Annotated in this window: 19 protein-coding genes; 8 read left to right on the top strand and 11 right to left on the bottom strand. The window is 70.2% G+C overall.

What is annotated here, in order from left to right; genetic code table 11:
- The first annotated feature begins 13 nt into the window (after nt 1-13).
- The 4 genes from AC1ROY_RS04825 to AC1ROY_RS04840 all read left to right on the top strand — a co-directional run bounded on the left by AC1ROY_RS04825 (nt 14) and on the right by AC1ROY_RS04840 (nt 3,921).
- Nucleotides 14-895: a TauD/TfdA dioxygenase family protein gene (locus AC1ROY_RS04825; RefSeq protein ID WP_493147461.1), complete on the top strand. Its 882-nt coding sequence runs from the start codon at nt 14-16 to the stop codon at nt 893-895.
- A complete protein-coding gene (locus tag AC1ROY_RS04830; RefSeq protein WP_493147462.1) occupies nt 892-1,770 on the top strand; it encodes a fumarylacetoacetate hydrolase family protein in 879 nt (292 codons plus the stop codon). Before AC1ROY_RS04825 ends, AC1ROY_RS04830 begins: the two co-directional genes overlap by 4 nt.
- A 17-nt stretch (nt 1,771-1,787) precedes the next feature.
- Nucleotides 1,788-2,762 (top strand): Bug family tripartite tricarboxylate transporter substrate binding protein, encoded by a 975-nt coding sequence (locus AC1ROY_RS04835; RefSeq protein ID WP_493147463.1) that lies wholly within the window; start codon nt 1,788-1,790, stop codon nt 2,760-2,762.
- 67 nt (nt 2,763-2,829) lie between these two features.
- Nucleotides 2,830-3,921 (top strand): Ldh family oxidoreductase, encoded by a 1,092-nt coding sequence (locus tag AC1ROY_RS04840; protein ID WP_493147464.1) that lies wholly within the window; start codon nt 2,830-2,832, stop codon nt 3,919-3,921.
- 72 nt (nt 3,922-3,993) lie between these two features.
- On the opposite strand, the gene AC1ROY_RS04845 is transcribed toward AC1ROY_RS04840, so the two are convergent.
- Nucleotides 3,994-4,953 (bottom strand): D-2-hydroxyacid dehydrogenase, encoded by a 960-nt coding sequence (locus AC1ROY_RS04845; RefSeq protein ID WP_493147465.1) that lies wholly within the window; start codon nt 4,951-4,953, stop codon nt 3,994-3,996.
- A gap of 167 nt (nt 4,954-5,120) precedes the next feature.
- Here AC1ROY_RS04845 and AC1ROY_RS04850 point away from each other — a divergent pair, with 167 nt between their 5' ends.
- Nucleotides 5,121-5,999, top strand: a complete 879-nt coding sequence (locus tag AC1ROY_RS04850) for a DMT family transporter (protein ID WP_493147466.1) — start codon at nt 5,121-5,123, stop codon at nt 5,997-5,999.
- Here the strand turns inward: AC1ROY_RS04850 and AC1ROY_RS04855 are convergent, their stop codons facing one another.
- Both AC1ROY_RS04855 and AC1ROY_RS04860 read right to left on the bottom strand, forming a co-directional pair.
- Complete coding sequence (locus tag AC1ROY_RS04855) at nt 6,000-6,392, bottom strand: nuclear transport factor 2 family protein (protein ID WP_493147467.1); 393 nt, start codon at nt 6,390-6,392, stop codon at nt 6,000-6,002.
- On the bottom strand, nt 6,392-7,606 hold the full coding sequence (locus AC1ROY_RS04860) for a nucleotide sugar dehydrogenase (RefSeq protein WP_493147468.1): 1,215 nt from the start codon (nt 7,604-7,606) through the stop codon (nt 6,392-6,394). Before AC1ROY_RS04860 ends, AC1ROY_RS04855 begins: the two co-directional genes overlap by 1 nt.
- 79 nt (nt 7,607-7,685) lie before the next feature.
- On the opposite strand from AC1ROY_RS04860, the gene AC1ROY_RS04865 reads away from it, so the two are divergent.
- Genes AC1ROY_RS04865 through AC1ROY_RS04875 form a run of 3 tightly spaced genes read left to right on the top strand, consistent with a single transcriptional unit; the run spans nt 7,686 to nt 10,255 of the window.
- Nucleotides 7,686-8,642 (top strand): Bug family tripartite tricarboxylate transporter substrate binding protein, encoded by a 957-nt coding sequence (locus tag AC1ROY_RS04865; protein ID WP_493147469.1) that lies wholly within the window; start codon nt 7,686-7,688, stop codon nt 8,640-8,642.
- Nucleotides 8,643-8,654: 12 nt separating this feature from the next.
- Nucleotides 8,655-9,545, top strand: a complete 891-nt coding sequence (locus AC1ROY_RS04870; RefSeq protein WP_493147470.1) for an isocitrate lyase/PEP mutase family protein — start codon at nt 8,655-8,657, stop codon at nt 9,543-9,545.
- Complete coding sequence (locus AC1ROY_RS04875; protein ID WP_493147471.1) at nt 9,542-10,255, top strand: haloacid dehalogenase type II; 714 nt, start codon at nt 9,542-9,544, stop codon at nt 10,253-10,255. The genes AC1ROY_RS04870 and AC1ROY_RS04875 overlap by 4 nt, the downstream gene beginning before the upstream one ends.
- An 88-nt stretch (nt 10,256-10,343) precedes the next feature.
- Here AC1ROY_RS04875 and AC1ROY_RS04880 read toward each other — a convergent pair whose 3' ends face one another.
- The 8 genes from AC1ROY_RS04880 to AC1ROY_RS04915 form a co-directional block, all read right to left on the bottom strand.
- Nucleotides 10,344-12,062: a solute carrier family 23 protein gene (locus AC1ROY_RS04880; protein WP_493147472.1), complete on the bottom strand. Its 1,719-nt coding sequence runs from the start codon at nt 12,060-12,062 to the stop codon at nt 10,344-10,346.
- Nucleotides 12,062-12,892 (bottom strand): inositol monophosphatase family protein, encoded by an 831-nt coding sequence (locus tag AC1ROY_RS04885; RefSeq protein WP_493147473.1) that lies wholly within the window; start codon nt 12,890-12,892, stop codon nt 12,062-12,064. Before AC1ROY_RS04885 ends, AC1ROY_RS04880 begins: the two co-directional genes overlap by 1 nt.
- Nucleotides 12,889-14,133, bottom strand: a complete 1,245-nt coding sequence (gene hflX, locus AC1ROY_RS04890; protein WP_493147474.1) for a GTPase HflX — start codon at nt 14,131-14,133, stop codon at nt 12,889-12,891. The genes AC1ROY_RS04885 and hflX overlap by 4 nt, the downstream gene beginning before the upstream one ends.
- A gap of 67 nt (nt 14,134-14,200) precedes the next feature.
- Complete coding sequence (gene hfq / locus AC1ROY_RS04895) at nt 14,201-14,530, bottom strand: RNA chaperone Hfq (RefSeq protein WP_493147475.1); 330 nt, start codon at nt 14,528-14,530, stop codon at nt 14,201-14,203.
- Between the two features lie 66 nt (nt 14,531-14,596).
- Entirely contained in the window at nt 14,597-15,250 is a 654-nt protein-coding gene (locus tag AC1ROY_RS04900; protein WP_493147476.1) for an HAD family hydrolase, read from the bottom strand.
- On the bottom strand, nt 15,247-16,122 hold the full coding sequence (locus tag AC1ROY_RS04905; protein ID WP_493147477.1) for a D-amino-acid transaminase: 876 nt from the start codon (nt 16,120-16,122) through the stop codon (nt 15,247-15,249). The genes AC1ROY_RS04900 and AC1ROY_RS04905 overlap by 4 nt, the downstream gene beginning before the upstream one ends.
- A gap of 83 nt (nt 16,123-16,205) precedes the next feature.
- The gene (gene ntrX, locus AC1ROY_RS04910; RefSeq protein WP_493147478.1) at nt 16,206-17,600 is read right to left on the bottom strand and encodes a nitrogen assimilation response regulator NtrX; all 1,395 of its coding nucleotides are present in this window, start codon (nt 17,598-17,600) and stop codon (nt 16,206-16,208) included.
- Entirely contained in the window at nt 17,590-19,854 is a 2,265-nt protein-coding gene (locus tag AC1ROY_RS04915) for a sensor histidine kinase NtrY-like (protein ID WP_493147479.1), read from the bottom strand. The genes ntrX and AC1ROY_RS04915 overlap by 11 nt, the downstream gene beginning before the upstream one ends.
- Nucleotides 19,855-19,873 lie beyond the last annotated feature (19 nt).

Consider the following 19,873-nt stretch of genomic DNA (forward strand, 5'->3'; position numbering starts at 1 on the left):
AGGGAAACGGACCATGCGGATCGCACCGAACAACAGCGGGCTGGGCGCCCGCGTGCTCGACATCGACCTGTCCAAGCCGCTGTCATCCCAAGGTTTTCGTGGCATCCTGCGCGCGCTCGGCGAGCACGGCGTGCTGTGCTTTCCGGACCAGGATCTCGATGCGCCGCAGCTTGCCGATTATGGGAAGCGCTTCGGCGATCTCGAGGTGAACGTCGCCAACCTGTTTCATGCGCCCGGGCTGCCGGAGGTGATGATCCTCTCCAACAAGCGCGACGAGACGGGCAAGCCCGTCGGGCTCAACGATGCCGGCCAGGGCTGGCACACCGACATGAGCTACTCGCACGACATCGCGCTGGCCAATGTGCTGCATGCGAAGGAGGTGCCGGTGCGCGACCGGCGGCCGCTCGGCGATACGCAGTTCCGCAACCAGCGCGCCGCCTATGACGACCTTCCCACGGAAGTGAAGGAACGGCTGGAGGGCAAGTTCGCCGTCCACGACTTCCAGAAATTCTGGGACATGATGCGCATCCGCCCCGGCTCGATCCGCGGGCCGCTGACGCCCGAACAGCGCGCAAAGAAGCCGCCGGTGCGACAGCCGATCTTCCGCGAGCATCCGATCACCGGCAAGCGCGTCCTCTACTGCAACCCCGGCTACGCCATGTTCATCGAGGGCATGGAGAAGGAGGAGAGCGAGGCGATGCTCGACTACCTCTTCCGCCACCAGTCGCAGCAGAAGTACCTGCACAGCCACGCCTGGACGCCGGGCGACGTGCTGATGTGGGACAATATCGGCACCACCCACAACGCCATGGCCGATTACGGGCCAGACGAGCCCCGCTTCATCCTGCGCGTGCAGGTGATGGCGAGCCTGGACTACGCGGCGCTTGCGGCATGAGGCTCGCGACGCTGAAGGATCGCCGCCTCGCCGGCGTGCTGGAAACCGCGCTCGTGCCGCTGGCGGCGGCGCTGGACGCGGCAGGCGGCAATGGCGCCGCCCTGCCCCGCGACATGATCGCGCTGCTCGGTGATGAAGCCTCGATGACGGAGGCTGCGCGCGCCATCGCCTTCGCCGCCCGGCCGGAGAATGCGAAGCTCCGCCTGCCGCTGGACGAGGCGCTGCTGGATGCGCCGCTGCGTCCTGGAAAGATCATCGGCGTCGGCCGCAACTACGGCGCGCATGCCACCGAGGTCGGCGGCCCCAAGCTGGAGGCGCCGAAGCTCTTCCTCAAGCCCACCTCCACCATCTGCGGCCCGGGCACCGAAGTCGCCATCCCCCGCGCCGTCACCAAGCCGGACTGGGAGGTGGAGCTCGCCGTCGTCATCGGCGCGCCCGCCTTCGAGGTCGAGGAGCGCCGCGCGCTGGAGCATGTCGCCGGCTACACCATCCTGAACGACGTCTCCGCGCGCGAGTTCCAGTTCGACGTGCCCCTCGCCATGACCAGCTTCGCCAAGGGCCTGCAGGATTTCTGCCCGATCGGCCCCTGGATCGTCACCGCCGACGCGCTGGGCGAGCCCTGGGCGCTCGACATCGCCTGCACCCTCAACGGCGAGGAGGTGCAGCACGGCAACACGCGCGAGCTCATCTTCCCCGTACCCACACTGATCGCCTACATCTCACGCTTCATGCGGCTGGACACGGGCGACGTGATCGCGACCGGCACGCCCTCGGGCTCCGGCCATTTCCGCAAGCCGCCGCGCTACCTGCAAATCGGGGACAGGCTGGAGCTGACCGTGGAACGCATCGGCACGCTGCGGCACGGGATCGCATAACAAACAGGGAGGCAAGAATGCTTCGATGGATCGCGCTGCTCCTGCTCCTCGCGGGTCCGGCGGCGGCGCAGACGCGCGCTCCCGGCACGGACTATCCCAGCCGCCCCGTGCGCGTGGTCGTCGCGCTGGCGCCGGGCGGCAATGCCGACATCAACGCGCGGCTCGTCTCGAGCGCGCTCTCCCAGCAGATCGGCCAGCAGTTCGTCGTCGAGAACCGGCCCTCCGGCGGCGGCACGGTGGCGATGGAAACGGTCGGCCGCGCCGCGCCCGACGGCTACACGCTGCTGGTCGGCGCGCTCGGCTCGCATGCGCTGAATGTCGGCCTCTACCGCAGCCTGCCGGTGCATCCGCTGACCGGGCTCGACCACATCACCATCAGCTCGGAGAGCGCGATCGTGGTGGCGGTGCATCCCTCCACCGGCTGGCGGAACGTGGCCGAGATGCGCGCGGCGCTGCTGGAGCGGCCGGGCTACTACATCTTCGGCAGCTCCGGGAACGGCACGACGGGGCACATCGCCGCGGCCCTGCTGCTGCAGCAGATGGGCGCGATGGCGCAGCACGTGCCCTATCGCGGCTCGGCGGCCGCCTATGCCGATCTCTCGGCCGGGCGCATCCAGATCCAGGCGGACACCATCTCCTTCCTGGAACAGCACATCCGCGCCGGCGCCGTGACGGGCCTCGTCATCGGCACCAACCAGCGCTCGCCGATGACGCCCAATGTACCGACCGCCGCCGAGGCCGGCATCCCCGGCTTCCAGGCGACGACCTGGACGCCCTGGTCCAGCGCCGCCGGCACGCCCGCGCCGATCCTGGAATTCCTGCAGCAGCAGATCGCGCAGTCGCTGTCCGCGGGACCGGTGCGCGAGCGCATCCTGGCCCTCGGAAACACCATCCCCGAGGGGATGACGCCGGCGCGCACCCGTGCCTTCATCGCGGCCGAGATCGACAAATGGGTGCCGATCGTCCGCGCCACCGGCGCGACTGTCGACTAGTTGTTTTGGCGCGTGATTCAGACCTGCGGCGCCTTCGCGCCTTCGGTCATCACGCTTGAGGGAAACCATGAACGCCACGCATGAATCCGTAAGGGCCCAGATCCTCTCGATCCTGACCGCCTGGGGCAGCCCCCCGCACAATGCCGAGACCACCGCCGAAGTCATGGTCGAGACCGACCTGATGGGCGTGGACAGCCACGGCATCTCGATGCTGATGAGCTACGAGGAGATGCTGAAGCTCGGCCAGCTCCGCATCGCCGGCGAGCCCCGCGTCATCAGGGACTTTGCGGCGACCGCCCTGGTGGACGGCGCGGGCGGGCTCGGCCATCCGGCGGCTGTCATGGCGATGAAGCTCGCCGTCGAGAAGGCGAAGACCTTCGGCATCGGCGCGGTGGGCGTCATGAACAGCCACCATTTCGGCGCCGCAGGCGTCTATTCGCGCATCGCCTCCGAGGTCGGGCTGATCGGCCTCGTGACCTCGTCGGCGCGCGGCATCCTGATGGTGCCGACGCGCGCGGCCGAGCCGGTGCTGGGCACCAATCCCATCTCCTTCGCCGCACCCGCAGGGCCGGAGCACGAAGACGTGGTGCTGGACATGGCGACCACGACGGTCGCGGGCAACAAGGTCAAGGTCTATCACCTCAACGACAAGCCGCTGCCCGAGGGATGGGTGCAGGACGAGGCAGGCCGCCCCGTCACGGATTCGCATGTCGCGATGGACTACGTGTTCAAGCGCAAGGAGGGCGGCATCACGCCGGTGGGCGGGCCCGAGACGCTGGGCGGGCACAAGGGCTACGGCCTCGCGCTGATGGCGCATATCCTGGGCGGGACGCTGGTAGGCGCGAGCTTCTCGCCGATCCGCAACCGCACCCAGAAGAAGGACGAGCCGAACAACATCGGCCACTTCATGCTGGCCATCGAGCCGCGTGCCTTCCGCGACATGGAGGAGTACACGACCGACCTCGATGCCGTCATCGACGTGCTGCACGGCACGGTGCCGGCCGATCCCGCGAAGCCCGTGCTGCTGCCGGGCGAGCCGGAGAAATTCTCGCGCGACAAGCGGCTGAAGGACGGCATCCCCATCCCCGCGAGCCTGGAGACGCTGATCCAGGGGATCGCGGAACGGGCGGGCGTGGCCTACGTGCTCAAGGACGCGTAAGCGAGGGGCACTGCCTCTCGGTTGTCTCCGCTTCGCGGCCAAACCCCGCCAGGGCTTTTTGCCCTGGACCCATCAATAGCCTGCGGCGCGGTCCACCACCGCCAGCATGGGCCGGCCTTCCAGGAACCGGCCCAAATTCTCCACGAAAAGCTTCGCCACCGCCTTGTCGCGCTCCGCATGCATGCCGCCGACATGCGGGACCACCTTGATGCCCTTCGTCGTCCAGAACGGATGGCTGGCCGGCAGCGGCTCCTGCCGGAAGACGTCGAGCAGCGCGCCGGCGATCTTCCCGCCCGTCACCGCCGCGATCAGATCCGCATCCACGATTGCCGAGCCGCGCCCGAAATTCAGCAGCCAGGCCCCGGGCTTCATCTTCGCGAGGCGTTCGGCATCGATGAAATTCTCCGTCTCCGGCGTCGACGGCAGCAGCAGGACCACGAAATCGGACCGCGCCAGCACCTCGTTCGTGCGCTCCGGCGGCAGCACCTCGGAGACGCCCTCGACCGGCGCCGGGTTTCGGCGCGTGCCGAGCACCTCCATCCGCAGCATGGTCGCGAGCTTCGCCAGCTCCTGCCCGATGGCGCCGAGGCCGAGGATGCCCAGCGTCTTGCCGTTCAGCGAGACCGGCACGCGGCGCTCCCAGCGGCTGTCCTTCTGCGCCTCCGCGACCTCCGCATAGGGCTTGGTCAGGTGGAACAGCGCGCCGAGGATGTTCTCCGGCATGGAATCGCCATGCGTGCCGCGCGCGCTGGTGAGGAGCAGGCCATCGGGCAGGTCCGGCAAGGCCAGCCAGCCCTCGACGCCCGCCATCATCGACTGGGCCCAGCGCAGCTTCGGCATGCGCGGCAACAGGCCCGGCGGCACCGCCCAGCCGATCAGGATCTCCGTCTCCGCGAGTTGCTCCTCGCTTGGCATCTGCTGGCGCGGCAGCGCCTCGACCTGGACGCGCGGCGCGAGGCCGGCGGCCTCGATCGCCGCGACATAGTCGGTGGGCGTGTCCGCCCAGAGGAGCACGCGGGCACGATTGGACATCTCGGTTTTCCTGCTTTCGCGCGAGCCTATCGCCGGGCGGCGGACCGTCCAAGGCCTGCCCAATCGCTTCGCATTCGCCCAGATCCGGGTCGCCGTCGCAGGGCCTGCGGGGAATCAACCCCCGCCGATGCCATTCCGCCACGGGCGATCCGGCCGCAGGATCGCGCATGCCGTTGCAACACCTCGCGCCGCCTCTGGTCTTCGTGCTGCTCTGGGCCTGCAACAACCTGGCGACGAAGCTTTCCGCCGGTGCGGTCGATCCCCGCGTCATGGGCTTCGGGCGCTGCGCCGTGGCGCTGCTGGTGCTGGCGCCCTTCGTGCTGCGGCCGGCCTGGCGGCTGCGGCGGACCATCCGGCCGCATCTGCCGAGGCTCGCGGTCCTCGGCCTGCTGGGGATCACGGTGGCGCAGGGCGCGCCCTATGTCGCGGCGCGCACCATCTCGGCCACCACCATCGGGCTGCTCGCCGCCTTCGTGCCACTGCTGACGCTGGTCCTGAGCGGGCTGCTGCTCGGCGAGCGGCCGAGGGTGCTGACCGTCCTGGGCGCGCTTCTCTCGCTCGCCGGAATCGGCCTGCTCTTTGGCAGCGGGGACCTCACGGTGCTGGCGCAGCAGGGTATCGGGTTGGGCGAGGCGCTGATGCTCCTCTCCTGCCTCAGCTATGCGGCCTATGGCGTGCTGCTGAAGCGTTGGTCGCTGCCGGTGCCGACCTGGCCCTCGGTCTATCTGCAGATGGCATTCGCCGCGCTCTTCTACCTGCCCTTCCTGCTGGCCGCACCCCTGGAGGCGCCGGGCCCGGCGGGGCTCGGGCTGATCCTCTATGCGGGGGTGATGGCCTCGGCGATCGCGTCCGCGATCTGGATGCACGGCATCGCGACCATCGGTCCCTCGCGTATGACGAACTTCACCAACCTCGTGCCGCCGCTGACCGTGGCGGCGGCCGTGGTCGTCCTGGGCGAGCCGCTGCACTGGTATCACGTCGCGAGCGGCGCGATCATCCTGGCCGGCGTGGCGATGGCCCAATGGGGCAGCCGGCGCCCCGCCTGACTACTTCACGTCGGTGTGGAAGCTCTTGCTGACAATCTTCCAGCCCTCGGCCGTCTTCAGCAGCAGCAGATAGTCGGTGAAGTAGCGCGGCGGGATCGCGCAGTTCACCTTCACGCAGGCCGCGTCCTCGCCGGCCATGTCGATGGCGAGGATCCGGTCCTCGCGGGTGAAGCCCATCTCGCTCGGCTTCTGGCGCGAGGCCATCCACTCCAGCCAGGTCGCGCGCGGCAGGTCCGCCACCGTGCCGTCCTTCGCGACGCTGTAGAGGTGCGAGACGGGGTGGAAGGCCTGCTGGATCTTTTCGCCGTCACCCTCGTAGAGGCCGTCGAGATAGGTGCGCACCACCGCCTCGATGGCGGCGAGCGCGGGCAGGCTCATGGAACCGTCGGGCATCAGGTGATCTCCTCGTGTCGGCGGAAGATTCCGCGGGTGTCGATGATGCGGCGGCCCGCCAGGGCGGCGGGCGGGAGGCGCGCGAAGACGCTGTGGTCGGTCAATACCAGCAGCGCGCCCGGCGATTCCAGTGCGACGTCGAGCGCGACCAGCGGCGCCTCCAGGCCGGCGGGCGCGGCGTCCAGATGCGGTTCCACCACCGTCACCCGGCCGGGATGGCGGCGCGCCAGCTCGGCGGCGATGGCGAGCGCGGGGCTTTCCCGCAGGTCGTCGACATCGCCCTTGAAGGCCAGGCCGAGGCAGATCACCCGCTCCCCGGCCATGCAGAGGGCGGAGGCCTGCTCCAGCACGGAATGGCGCTTCGCCTCGTCCACCGCCCGGGCCGCGGGAATGAGCCGCGCCGCGCCCGGTGCGCCATGCGCGAGGAACCAGGGGTCCACCGCGATGCAGTGGCCACCCACGCCCGGCCCCGGCTTCAGGATGTCCACGCGCGGATGCCGGTTCGCGAGCTCGATCACCCGCCAGACGTCGAGCCCGTGCGTTCCGGCGATAAGGGACAGCTCGTTGGCGAAGGCGATGTTCACGTCCCGGAAGGCGTTCTCGGAGAGCTTCACCATCTCCGCCGTCGCCGCATCCGTGCCGTGCACCGCGCCATCAACGAAGAGGCGGTAGAACTCGATCGCCCGCCGCGTCGCCTCGGGCGTGAGGCCGCCGGCCACGCGGTCGTTCCCCACGAGTTCGGTCAGGATGCGGCCGGGCAGCACGCGCTCCGGGCCGTAGGCGATGGCGAGGTCGCTCAGCTCCGGCCGCAGCCCGCGCAGCAGCTCCGCGATGCGGGCCGTGGTGCCGATCGGGCTCGTGCTTTCCAGCAGCACGAGGTCGCCGGATTTCAGCGCCGGCGCCAGTGCCGAGGTCGCGTCCAGCACATGGTCCAGCAGGGGCGCGTGACCGGGCCCCAGCGGCGTCGGCACGGCGATGACGAAGACGTCGGCCGGCGGCGGCTCGGCATGCACGGTGAAGAGTCCCGCACGCAGGGCGCGCTCCAGCAGCGCCTCGACATCCGCCTCCGCGATATGGACGCGCCCGGTCGCCAGCCCGGCCAGCACCGAGGCGCTCGTATCCACCCCATGCACGCGGATTCCGCGGCTCGCCAGCAGCACCGCGGTGGGCAGCCCCACATAGCCGAGGCCGATGACGGTGACGCTCTGTACCATGTTGGCAAGCTTGCCACGGATACGGGGCTTCCGCACCGGCCCAAGCCGCGCGAAGCTCCTCGCAACGGAGGAACCCAAGATGATCCGCAGACGCGCCGCCCTGGCCCTGCCCGCCCTTATACCGAGTCTGGCTTCCGCCCAGCCCGCCTGGCCGCAGCGCCCCGTGCGCGTGATCGTCCCCTACGCCTCCGGCGGCGGGACCGACATCCTCGCCCGCGCGATCGGCGAGGCCCTGCGCCCGCACATGTCCCAGCCCGTGGTGATCGAGAACCGCGCCGGCGCGTCCGGCGTCATCGGCAGCGAGGTCGTCGTCCGCTCGGAGCCGGACGGGCACACGCTCATGGCCGTGGTCTCCGCCCATGTGATGAACAAGCATGTGCTCCCGAGCATGCCCTTCGACCCTGTCCGCGACGTCTCACCCGTCGCCATGCTGACGCGCAGCACCATGGTGCTCGCGGCCTCCCACACCCTGCCCTTCAGCGACATCCGGCGGCTGGCGGCCTTCGCGCGGGAAAACCCGACGCGGCTCTCCACCGGCAGCACGGAATCGCTCTCGCAGTTCATCGGCCAGGAGATGGCGCGCCGGATCGGCGCCGAGATCCCCGACGTGCAGTACCGCGCCGGCAGCCAGCTCATGACCGACATCGTCGCAGGCCACCTGCCGCTCGGCTGGACCAGCAGCGCCAGCGCCACGCCGCACATGACGACGGGCCGGGCGAAGATCATCGCCGTCAGCACCGCGACGCGCACGCCCTTCTTCCCGGACGTGCCGACCATGCAGGAGCAGGGCATCCCCGATTTCGACCTGCCCGGCTGGGTCGCGCTGCTCGGGCCCGCCGGCATCCCCGAGCCGATCATGGCCCGCATCGGCGGCCTGCTGCGCACGGCCTATGACGACCCGGCGCTGCGCGCCCGCTTCACCTCGATGGGCATCGAGCCCGACCTGCGCGACCCGCCCGCCACGCTGGCGGCGATGCAGCGCGAGGACGCCCTCTGGGCCGCGGCGGCCGCCGCCGGCCGTCTCCCCAAAGCCTGAGGAACCCGACGAATGGCGAACCCTTCCCTGAAGGCCTGCTTCGACGCGAAGAAATTCGTCGTCGCGCCCGGCATCTTCGACATGATCAGCGCCAAGGTCGCCGACGGCATGGGCTTCGACTGCCTCTACGTCACCGGCTTCGGCACGGTCGCCTCGCATCTCGGCGTGGCCGATGCGGGCATCGCGACCTACACGGACATGATCCAGCGCGTCGGCCGCTTCGCGCAGATGTCCAGCACGCCGGTGATCGCCGATGCCGACACAGGCTATGGCGGGCTGCTCAACGTGCGCCACACGGTGATGGGCTACGAGGCCGCCGGCGTCTCGGGCATCCAGCTCGAGGACCAGGAGGTGCCGAAGAAATGCGGGCACACCCCGGGCCGCAAGGTGATCCCGGCCGAGGAGATGGTGCTGAAGATCAAGGTCGCCGCCGAGGCGCGGCGCGATCCGAATTTCCTCATCGTCGCGCGCACGGATGCGCGGACCGGCCTGGGACTCGAGGAAGCCATCCGCCGCGGCCGCATGTACGGCGACGCAGGCGCGGACGTCGTCTTCATCGAGAGCCCCGAGAGCGAGGCCGAGATGGTCGCGATCGGCAAGGCCATCACGGACAAGCCGCTGCTCGCGAACAACGTGGAAGGCGGGCGCACGCCGATCCTCTCGAAGGACCGGCTGACGGAGATCGGTTACGGTATCGCCATCTACCCCGCCGTCGGCTTCCTGGCCGTCGCCGCCGCGCTGGAGCGCGCCTACACTCATCTCCGGCAGCACGGCGACAGCAACGGGCTGCCGCCTTCGGAGAGCTACGGCTTCGGCCGCATCTGCGAGCTCATGGGCTTTCCGGAGGTCTGGGAGTTCGAGAAACGTTGGGCGCAGCCCGTCATCAAGGACGCAGCGGAATGAAACAGGTCAAGGCACTCGTCTTCGACGTCTTCGGCACGGTGGTGGACTGGCGCACGGGGGTGGCGCGCGAATTCGCCGCCTTCCTGCCGGCCATGGGCCGCACGGATCTCGATCCCTTCGCGCTGGCCGATCAGTGGCGCGGCCTCTACCAGCCGGGGATGGAGGAGTGCCGCTCCGGCCGCCGCCCCTACACGCGGCTCGACGTGCTGCATCGCGAGAGCCTGGAGAAGGTGCTCGCCGCCCACGACATCACGGGCGCGAGCGAGGGTGACCTCGATCACCTGACCCGCGCCTGGCACCGGCTGGATCCCTGGCCGGAGGTGGTGCTCGGCCTCACGCGCATGAGCCGGAAGTACTTCCTGGCCACGCTGTCCAACGGCAACTTCGCGCTGATGGGGAACATGGCCAAGCGCGCCGGGCTGCCCTGGGACGCGATCCTCGGCGCCGAGGCGACCCGCTTCTACAAGCCGCAGCCGGAGGCCTATCTCGGCACGGCGGAGATCCTCGCGATGAAGCCGGAGGAGGTCTGCCTGGTGGCGGCCCATAACGGCGACCTCAGGGCCGCGCGCAAGGCCGGGCTCTCGACGGCCTTCGTGCCGCGCCCGACCGAGCATGGGCCGGGCCAGACCAAGGACCTCGCGGCCGAGGATCCCTGGGACTGGGTCGGAACGGACTTCGTCGATCTCGCCGCGAAGATGGGCTGCCCGTAGGGCGGGATGACCCGGCTGCCTTGAGGAGGGCTCGCCCTCCTCAAGACGTTCTCTCCGCTTTGCGGCCAACCCGCCAGGGCCTTTGGTATCAGACGTCCTCGAACGCCGCGCGCCACCCGTGCTCGCCGCGCTCCACCCGGACGGCCTCCCGGGTCGCAAGCCAGAGCGTGAAGGCCTCCCGCTCGGCGGCCTCGCCTTCCAGGGCGGAGACGTGCGGCTTTGCCGCCGGCGCCGGCAGAGGCGGCCCGGCGAAGCGCACCGAGACCACGATCTCCCCCTCCCCCAGGCGCGCCCGCGCCCGCGCGCTGGTCAGCCCGCGTGCGGCGAGGACCTCGCCCATCTCGATCCAGAAGTGCTCCACCTTCTCCATGGTGCTGGGCTTCGCGCCCCAGGCACCGCCGAGCCGCAGCGCCTGGTCCTCGGCCACGCGCGGCAGGCTCGCGTCCAGCGGCAGCGTGAAGCTGGCCTGCCGGATCATGAAGGGCGCTGTGGCGAAGTGCAGGAGGAACCCGGTCAGCGCGCCGAAGGTCAGCGGCGAGGCCAGGGCCGGCAGGTGCTCGGCGAAGAGGCCGGGCGCGACGACGACGGAAAGCCCCATCACCAGCCCGAGGCCCACCACCAGGCTCCGCCGCACGTCCAGCATGCGCGCGGTCACGAGCTGGCAGCCCGTCGCGATGATGAAGCAGACGGCGTAGAGCACCATCGCCGCCTTCACGGCGCCGGGCATAGCGATGAAGACCGCCACCAGCTTCGGCGAGAAGGCCAGCGCCGCCATCATCGCGGCCCCCACCATGGCGATGACCGGCGCGAGCGTGCGGCTCGCGATGGAGAGCCCCACGCAGGCCGCCGAGGCCGAGGGCGCCATGCCGCCGAAGGCGCCGGAGGCCGCCAGGGTCAGCCCATTGGCCAGCAGCCCGCGCCGCAGCGGCCCCCCGTCGGGCTTCCGCCACTCCGCATCGGCCGCACGCTGCAGGGCGAGCAGGTTGCCCAGCAGCACCGCCTTGGCCGGGACGATGGCGAAGACGAAGCCCAGCATCAGCGGGATGGGCAGGGCCTCGAAGCTCGGCAGGATCGGCTCGGGCCAGGCCAGCCAGGGATTGGCGGCGAGGACGTCGGCGTTTCCGGAATCACCCTGCAGCAGCAGCGCCGCGCCCCAGCCGGGCACCGCGCCGATCAGCACGGCATAGGGCGAGAGCCGCGTGCGCGAGAGCGCGACGGCCACCATGACGACGAAGGAACCGAAGGTGATCGCCACCTCCACGGCGTCCTCCGCGTCGAGGACCGGATCGCGCAGCTGCATCTCGTCCAGGATCACCGGCACGAGCGAGACGCCGAGCAGCACGACCACCAGCCCCGCCAACTCGGCGGGCACGAGCGCCTGGGGGCGGCGGATCAGCAGGCTGGCCGCGATGGCGACGACGCCGGCGACGACCAGGAGCGCGCCCGTCCGGCCCGGCGAGAGCCCGGCGCCCGCGCAGAGCAGGTAGACGCCGACGAAGATCGGCGAGGGGATCGCCGGCACCTGGTAGCCGGCGCCGATTGGCCCCCTCCGCAGCCCCTGCAGGGCTGCGAAGAGCGCCAAGGCCAGCATCGAGAGGCAGAGGAAGTTGGTGGCCGCGCGCGGCGCCAAGCCGAAATCCATGGCGATCGCGGCCGGCAGCACCAGGAAGATCGCCTGCACGGCGAGGTGCTGGAAGGCGAGGCCGGCGGCGACCGGGAACGGGACCCGGTCGTCCAGGCCGAAGACGGCCTCCGGCGGGCGCTGGGGCTTGCGGTCGGCGGCGCGCGGGGCAAGGCCCAGCGCCATCACTCGTCGCCGAAGAGCGACTGCAGCGCCTCGGCATGCCCGGCCGCGTCGGGCGCGCAGACCAGCCCGCCGGTGTGCTTGCGCGGGGAATAGGGCGTGCCGTCGAGCTGGGCGGAATAGCCGCCGGCCTCGGCATGGATCAGCACGCCGGCCGCGTGGTCCCAGGGCATCAGCTTGTTGTACACTAGCAGCTGCGCGCCGCCCGTCACGGCCAGCCGGTACTCATGCGCGGCGCAGCGGAAGTTGAGCGTGCCGGCGAGCCGCGCGAGGCGCGGCAGGATGCGCGCCTTCCGCTCGGGCGGCATGAAGCCCCAGGAGATCGCGCCCACCATCGACGAGACCGGCACCGGCGCCGAGACGCGGCAGTCGCGCCGGTGTCCATCGGGCGCCTGCACCCAGGCGCCCTCGCCGCGCAGGCCGATCACGGTGTCGTCGCCCATGGGGTCGTGGATCCAGCCTGCGATGGTCTCGCCGTTGCGCACCGCGGCCACCATCACGCCGAAGAGCGGCACGCCGGCTGCGAAATTCGCCGTGCCGTCCACGGGATCGATAATGAAGCAGAGCTCCGCCTCGGCCATCGTCACCAGCAGCGAGGGATCGGCCGCGGCCGCCTCCTCGCCCAGGATCATGGCCTCGGGGAAGCGCGCCGCGAGCTCGGCGGTGATGCGCCGCTCCGCCGCCTCGTCCGCCTCGGTGACGAGATCGAGCGGACCGGACTTCGCGCGGATGTCGCCCGCCGCGAGCCGGCGGAAGCGCGGCAGGATCTCCGCCCGCGCCGCCTCGCGCAGCACCGCCGCGATGTCGTCCGCCTGAGCTGTCGTGATCCTCATGGGAGCTGGGCGTAGCGCGCCCGGTCGGTCGGCGATAGCCGCACCGTGACCTGGACCAGCCCGTCCGCCTCGGCGCGGTCGATGACTTCTCCGTGACGGTAGAGCCAGGCGAGCCGCGCACCGTCCTCGGAGGGCAGCTCGAAGCGCTCGGTGAGCATGCTGGCGGAGAGCCGCTCGTCCAGCACCTCCCGCAGGTTGTCGAGCCCTTCGCCGGTGAGCGCCGAGACCGCGAGCCCGCCCTGCGCGCGCGCCGCGATGGCCTCGGTCCCGCCGAGCAGGTCGGCCTTGTTCAGCACCTCGATGCTGCGCGCGCGCCAGCCCTCGTCGAGCGGCGCGTCGGGCCCCTCGGTCATCTCGTCCAGCACGGCGACCACGTCGTTGCGCTGGGCGGTGCTGTCGGGGTGTGCCACGTCGCGGACGTGCAGGATGATGTCGGCCGAGGCGACCTCCTCCAGCGTGGCCCGGAAGGCCTCGATGAGCTGGGTCGGCAGCTCGCTGATGAAGCCCACGGTGTCGGAGAGGATGGCATGTCGGCCGGAGGGCAGCGTGATCTGCCGCATGGTCGGGTCCAGCGTCGCGAAGAGCTGGTCCTGCGCATACACGGCGGCGCCGGTCAGCGCGTTGAACAGCGTGGATTTTCCGGCATTGGTGTAGCCGACCAGCGCGATCACCGGATAGGGCACGCGCTCGCGCGCCTTGCGGTGCAGGCCGCGCGTGCGGCGGACCTGCTCCAGCTCCTTCTTGAGCTTCACGATCCGCTCGCCGATCAGCCGGCGGTCGATCTCGATCTGCGACTCACCCGGGCCGCCCAGGAAGCCGAAGCCGCCGCGCTGCCGCTCGAGGTGGGTCCAGGATCGCACGAGCCGCGTGCGCTGGTACTCCAGATGCGCGAGCTCGACCTGCAGCGTGCCCTCGCGCGTGCGCGCGCGATCGCCGAAGATCTCCAGGATCAGGCCCGTGCGGTCGATGACCTTGGCCCCCCATTCGCGTTCCAGGTTGCGCTGCTGCACGGGGGTGAGCGCGGCGTCGACGACGACGAGATCGGCCTCCTGCTCCTGCAGCGCCTGCTTCACCATGGCCACCTGCCCCTCGCCCAGCAGGGTCGAGGGGCGGCGCTGGCGCAGCGGGTGGATCGCCGAATGGACGATGGTCACGCCGATGGAGGCGGCGAGCCCCACGGCCTCGGCGAGCCGTGCTTCCGCGGCGCGCGGCATCGCGCCGGCGGGCGCGAACTCGAGCACGTTGGAACGTTGCGCGCGCTCGTAGGGCAGGATGACCGCGGCGCGCGTGGGAGCAGCCGCGACGTCTTCACTCGTCGCGGGCAGTGGCGGGCTCCCGTGCACCGATGGTCAGCGTCGACTCGCGAACAGGCGCCGCGCCCGCAGCCGGCGCCGCCGCCGTTCCCGCGGCCTGCGGATCGAACAGCATGATGGGCGCGCCCGGCATCACCGTGCTGATCGCATGCTTGTAGACGAGCTGGGTGTGGCCGTCCCTTCGCAGGAGGACGGAGAAGTTGTCGAACCAGGTGATGATTCCCTGGAGCTTGACGCCGTTCACCAGGAACACCGTCACCGGAGTTTTGCTTTTCCGAACGTGGTTCAGGAACACGTCCTGCACGTTCTGGGATTTCTCGGCCATGAAGGCCTCCTTCTTGTTTTTGAGCGAGGCCGAGGCCCTGCACATGAAGGCCGGAATGTCGGGCCTCTAGCCCCCCTTGTCCAGGGCCCCGAGCCAGCGCGCCAGCGCCTCGCCATCGGCGAAATGCATGTCCGGACCAAGTGCCGCGACGCCGCCGTCATGCGCCGCGTCGCCCAGCAGCACGGCCTTGCAGCCCGCCGCGCGCGCGGCCTGCATGTCGACGCCGGTGTCGCCGACATACCAGATCCCGGGGCCGGCGCGCAGGCCCATGCGCGTGAGGCAGAGCTCCAGCGGCAGGCCGGAGGGCTTGTCGGCCAGCGCGTCGCCGGCGCCGATCAGTGCGCGGAAGCGGGGATTCCAGCCGAGATGCTGCGCTTCGGTGCGCAGCAGCGGCCCCTGCTTGTTGGAGACGACGCCGAGCGGCAGGTGCGCGGCCGCGTCCAGCATCCGGATCGTTCCGGGCAGCGGCGCGATGACCTCCAGATGGGTCGCGCGGACCGCGTCGTAGAAGATGTCGCGGGCGCGCTCCCATTCCTTGCCGAACAGCTCCGGAAAACTGTCGCGCAAAGACTTCCGGACGTTTGCCAGCACCTGCTCGCGGGACCAGGGTGGCTTGCCATAGGCGGCGAAGGCCGTGTTGAGCCCGGACTGGATCGCAGCCCAGCCGTCGATGAGGGTGTTGTCCCAGTCGAAGAGAATCGCCGTGGGCGCCTGATTCACGCGGCATTCCCGACGCTGGCGTTCACGTGCCGCGTGAAGATGTCGAAGAGCCGGCGCGTGACGGGGCCGACCTTCCCGTCCGCGACGTCCTTCCCGTCGATCCGAGTGATCGGCTTCACAAAGCCCGTCGCCGAGGTGAGGAAGGTCTCGCGCGCGGCCCGCATCTCCTCCAGGCTGAACTCCTCCAGGCTGTAGGCGATGCCCGCCGCCTCCAGCTCCGCGATGAGCGCGCCGCGCGTGCAGCCCGGCAGGATGGACTGGTCCAGGTGGCGCGTGCGCAGCGCGCCCCCGGCATCGACGATCCAGAAGGAGGTGGCGGCGCATTCCGTGACCATGCCGGTCGCCTCATTGTAGAGGATCGCCTCGGCAGCTCCCGCCTCGCGTGCGGCCTGGCGGGCGAGCACGTTGGGCAGCAGGTTGATGGTCTTGATGTCGCAGCGCGCCCAGCGCAGGTCGGGATGGGTGACGGCGGCGATGGCGGTGGCGTCGAGATTCGTCGGATAGGGCGGGATGCGCTTGGCCGTGACGACGAAGGAGACGGGGACCGGCTTCTTCGGAAAGGCGTGGTCGCGAGGGGCCACGCCGCGCGAGACCTGCATGTAGACCAGCCCGTCCGCCGTGATGCGGTTCCGTCGCAGCACCTCCAGCAGGACCATGCGCAGCGCCTTCCGCGGCATCGGCATGGGGAGCTGGATTTCCTTCAGCGAGCGCTCCAGCCGGCCGAGATGCCGGTCCTCGTCGATGAAGCGCCCGCGATGGACGTGGACCACCTCGTAGATACCGTCGCCGAACTGGTAGCCACGATCCTCGATGTTCACGCAGGCGTCGCGCTGCGGCACATAGGCCCCGTTCACATAGGCGATCTTCGACATGCCGGCTCCGCGCTGGAGTCCGATCGTGTCAGCTTCCTTCGAGCTGACGCGTGAATCGGCCTCGTGATGGGTCGGCGTGGAGGCTACGCCGTCCCCGTGGCCCTGTCTTCGGACTGCATGCCCAAAAACTTCAGCTTCCGGTGCAGCGCGCTGCGCTCCATGCCGACGAAGTTCGCGGTCCGGCTGATATTGCCGCCGAAGCGCAGGAGCTGCGCCTCCAGATACTGCCGCTCGAACATCTCGCGGGCGTCGCGCAGGGGCAGGGTCATGATCTCGCTGGACCGGTCGAGCCGCAGCATGGAGGGCGCGGCCGAAACGATCTCGGGCGGCAGCGACTCGGCGCGGATCGGCTGACCCTGCTCGCCCGGCGCCATGATGAGCAGCCAGTCGATGAGGTTGCGCAGCTGGCGCACGTTGCCGGGCCACTCATAGGTCTGCAGCGCCGCGATGGTGTCCTCGGCGAGGCCGCGCGGCGAGAGGCCGGAGGTCTCGATCGAGCGCGAGAGGAAGTGGCGCGCCAGGGCCGGCACGTCCTCGCGCCGCTCGCGCAGCGCCGGCATGCGCAGCGGCACGACGGAGAGACGGTAGAACAGGTCCTCGCGGAAGCGCCCGGCCGTGATCTCGGCCTGGAGGTCCCGGTTGGTGGTGGCGATCACCCGCACATCCACCTTCACCCGGGTCGCCCCACCCACGCGCTCGAAGCCCTGCTCCTGCAGCGCGCGCACGATCTTGCCCTGGGTCTCCATGGGCATGTCCGCGACTTCATCCAGCAGCAAGGTGCCGCCATGGGCGCGCTCCAGCGTGCCGGCGCGGCGCGGCTGGTCGCCCTGCGGCTCCACGCCGAAGAGCTCCTCCTCGATCCGGGCGGGGTTCAGCGTCGCGCAGTTCAGCGCGATGAAGGGGCCGTCCGCGCGGCGCGAGCGGGCGTGCAGCATGCGCGCCGCCACCTCCTTGCCCGTGCCGGCGGGACCGCTGATGAGCACCCGGGAATTGGTCGGCGCCACGCGCTCGATGGCGGCGCGCATCTGCGCCATGGCCTGCGAGACGCCGACCAGCTCCATCTCGGAGCCGGCGCGCAGCCGGAGGTCGCTGACCTCGCGGCGCAGCTTCGCCGCCTCCAGCGCGCGGGCCACGATGAGCAGCAGCCGATCGCTCTTGAAGGGCTTCTCGATGAAGTCGTAGGCCCCCTGCTGGATCGCCTGCACCGCCGTCTCGATCGTCCCATGGCCCGAGATCATGACGCAGGGGACATGCGGCTCCTCGCGATGCATCGCGTCCAGGATGCCGAGCCCGTCGAGGCGCGAATTGGCCAGCCAGATGTCGAGGATCACCAGCGACGGTCGCCGCGCCCGGAAATGCGCGATGGCGGTGTCGGAATTATGCGCCTGGCGGGTCTCGTAGCCCTCGTCCGAAAGGATGCCGTCGATGAGCGAACGGATGTCCGGCTCGTCGTCGACAATCAGGATGTCATGCGCCATGGCCGCGCTCCATCACTTCACCTTCCAGAACCTCGGCCTCCCGTGCAGGGATGAACAGCTCGGCGCGCACACCGCGTCCCAATCCTTGGCCCTCCGTCGCGTCACTGAGCACGATACGCCCGCGATGGTCCTCCATGATCTTCTTCACGATGGCAAGACCAAGGCCTGTCCCCTTCGCCTTGTGCGTCACATAGGGCTCGGTGAGACGATCGACCTCGACACCTTCCGGCAATCCGATTCCATCATCCTCCACGGCAATGACGAGCATGTCGCCATCGGGTTGCAGACTGACACGAATATGACCGAGGGGGCGCGGCCGCTCCCTGCCTTCATCCTCATCCCGCTGCACGCGCATGGCAATGGCGTCCGCGGCGTTGTTGAGCAGGTTGATGAGCGCCTGGTTGATCAGCCGGCGGTCGCAGGCCCCATAGACGGGATGCTCCGGCAGGTCGGTGATCCACTCGATCTCCGGGCGGGAATTCTGCTGAAGAATCAACGCCTCGCGCACGATCTTGCCCATCTCCTCGGTGCGGATGACCGGCTGCGGCATGCGGGCGAAGGCGCTGAACTCGTCGACCATGCGGCCGATGTCGCCGACCTGGCGGACGATGGTGTCGGTGCAGGCGGTGAAGGTCTCGGGATCGTCGTGAATCTGCTTCAGGTATCGCCGCTTGAGACGTTCCGCGCTGAGCTGGATGGGCGTCAGCGGATTCTTGATCTCATGGGCGATTCGCCGCGCGACATCGGCCCAGGCCGCCTGCCGCTGCGCGGTCAGCAGCGCGGAGATGTCGTCGAAGGTGAGCACGTGGCCCTGCTGCTCCATCTCCGGGGAGAGGCGGGCCAGCAGCGTGCGCCGCGCGTTGTGGGGACCGATCCGGATCTCCGCCGTGCGGGTCGTGCCGGGATTCGCGAGCAGGGGCGCGAATTCCGGCGCGATCTCCGCCATGGAACGGCCGATCTCGCGCTCCAGGTCGATGCCGAGCAGCTGGCTGGCGCTGCGATTCGGCAGGTTCACGCGCAGCTCCGCGTCGAGGCCCACGATGCCGGCCGAGACGCCGCCCAGCACGGCCTCGGTGAAGTTTTGCCGCTCGGCGATCTGGCGATAGGCCTCCATCAGCTCGCTGCGCTGGGCCGCGAGCTGGTTGGTCATGCGGTTGAAGGCGCGGCTGAGGCTGCCGACCTCGTCGTCCGCATCGCCCTCCTCCACGCGGACGGAGAGGTCGCCGCCGCGCACCCGCTCGGCCGCCGTGATCAGCCGCGAGATGGGCCCGGCCAGCTGGTTGGCGAGCACGAGGCCGATCAGCACCGCGGCCAGCAGCACCAGCAGCGAGCCGATGGCGAAGATCATCACGAAGGTGATCTGCAGCCCCTCGCGGTTGCGGTCGATCGCCTGATAGGCGGTGACCGCGGCCTCGGTGCGCTGCATGTGCTCCAGCACGGAGGAATCGACGGGCCGGCCGATCATGAGCTGCAGCCCCGAGGTCGGCGTGAGGGCGATCACGGCGCGGACGCGATTCTCCTCCTCGACGGCGATGACCGCGACCTCGCCGTTGGTGGCCAGCTCCATCGCCCAGTCCGGCGGCGGCGAGAGCTGGAAGCCCGAGCTGATGCCGGCATGCGCCACGATGCGGCCCAGCAGCGGCTCGAAGACCACGGCCTCGGTCAGGCCCCGCGCGCTGGCCTGGGTGGCGAGCACGCGGGCGAAGGCGAGGCTCTGGTCGGGCAGCAGCACCACGGCGCGGTTGAGGTCGTTCGCCATCGCCAGAGCATCTGCGCGGATGTTGTTCTGGTGCTCCTCGAAATAGGCGCGGCTTGCGGCGAGCGAGGCTTCGAGCGCCGTGCGCACGCGGTCGCTGAACCAGGCCTGGATGCCGAGGTTGAAGAAGCCGACCGAGAAGGCCGCCAGCGTGATCGAGGGCACAATGGCCACGACCGAGAAGAGCAGCACCAGCCGCGTGTGCAGCCGCGACCCCGCCGAGCCGCGCCGCCGCTCCGCCCAGACGCGCACGAGCTGGCCCAGCAGCGAGGCCAACAGCAGCAGGACGATCGCCGTGTTGACCAGGAAGATGACGACGACCTGCCCCGGCCGGGTCGGGCCGAAGGGGCTGCCGTCGGAGAGCAGCACGAAGGTCGCGATGCCCATGAGCAGCGCGCCGACCGCCAGCCCCAGCGTGACGCCGCGGCCCAGCAGCATGTCGGCCATCCGCCGCAGCAGGGGCACGCGGACGCGGGGGGCGGCCGGGCTCTCGCTCATGGGCTTATGAGAGGGGGGG

It is taken from the genome of Roseococcus sp. GW821-FHT12F05, from assembly GCF_058806835.1.

Excerpts from the sequence above, each read along its gene's own strand:
- AC1ROY_RS04825 (WP_493147461.1), top strand. The coding sequence starts at position 14 with ATGCGGATCGCACCGAACAACAGCGGGCTGGGCGCCCGCGTGCTCGAC.
- AC1ROY_RS04830 (WP_493147462.1), top strand. The coding sequence starts at position 892 with ATGAGGCTCGCGACGCTGAAGGATCGCCGCCTCGCCGGCGTGCTGGAA.
- AC1ROY_RS04835 (WP_493147463.1), top strand. The coding sequence starts at position 1,788 with ATGCTTCGATGGATCGCGCTGCTCCTGCTCCTCGCGGGTCCGGCGGCG.
- AC1ROY_RS04840 (WP_493147464.1), top strand. The coding sequence starts at position 2,830 with ATGAACGCCACGCATGAATCCGTAAGGGCCCAGATCCTCTCGATCCTG.
- AC1ROY_RS04845 (WP_493147465.1), bottom strand. The coding sequence starts at position 4,953 with ATGTCCAATCGTGCCCGCGTGCTCCTCTGGGCGGACACGCCCACCGAC.
- AC1ROY_RS04850 (WP_493147466.1), top strand. The coding sequence starts at position 5,121 with ATGCCGTTGCAACACCTCGCGCCGCCTCTGGTCTTCGTGCTGCTCTGG.
- AC1ROY_RS04855 (WP_493147467.1), bottom strand. The coding sequence starts at position 6,392 with ATGCCCGACGGTTCCATGAGCCTGCCCGCGCTCGCCGCCATCGAGGCG.
- AC1ROY_RS04860 (WP_493147468.1), bottom strand. The coding sequence starts at position 7,606 with ATGGTACAGAGCGTCACCGTCATCGGCCTCGGCTATGTGGGGCTGCCC.
- AC1ROY_RS04865 (WP_493147469.1), top strand. The coding sequence starts at position 7,686 with ATGATCCGCAGACGCGCCGCCCTGGCCCTGCCCGCCCTTATACCGAGT.
- AC1ROY_RS04870 (WP_493147470.1), top strand. The coding sequence starts at position 8,655 with ATGGCGAACCCTTCCCTGAAGGCCTGCTTCGACGCGAAGAAATTCGTC.
- AC1ROY_RS04875 (WP_493147471.1), top strand. The coding sequence starts at position 9,542 with ATGAAACAGGTCAAGGCACTCGTCTTCGACGTCTTCGGCACGGTGGTG.
- AC1ROY_RS04880 (WP_493147472.1), bottom strand. The coding sequence starts at position 12,062 with ATGGCGCTGGGCCTTGCCCCGCGCGCCGCCGACCGCAAGCCCCAGCGC.
- AC1ROY_RS04885 (WP_493147473.1), bottom strand. The coding sequence starts at position 12,892 with ATGAGGATCACGACAGCTCAGGCGGACGACATCGCGGCGGTGCTGCGC.
- hfq (WP_493147475.1), bottom strand. The coding sequence starts at position 14,530 with ATGGCCGAGAAATCCCAGAACGTGCAGGACGTGTTCCTGAACCACGTT.
- AC1ROY_RS04905 (WP_493147477.1), bottom strand. The coding sequence starts at position 16,122 with ATGTCGAAGATCGCCTATGTGAACGGGGCCTATGTGCCGCAGCGCGAC.
- ntrX (WP_493147478.1), bottom strand. The coding sequence starts at position 17,600 with ATGGCGCATGACATCCTGATTGTCGACGACGAGCCGGACATCCGTTCG.
- AC1ROY_RS04915 (WP_493147479.1), bottom strand. The coding sequence starts at position 19,854 with ATGAGCGAGAGCCCGGCCGCCCCCCGCGTCCGCGTGCCCCTGCTGCGG.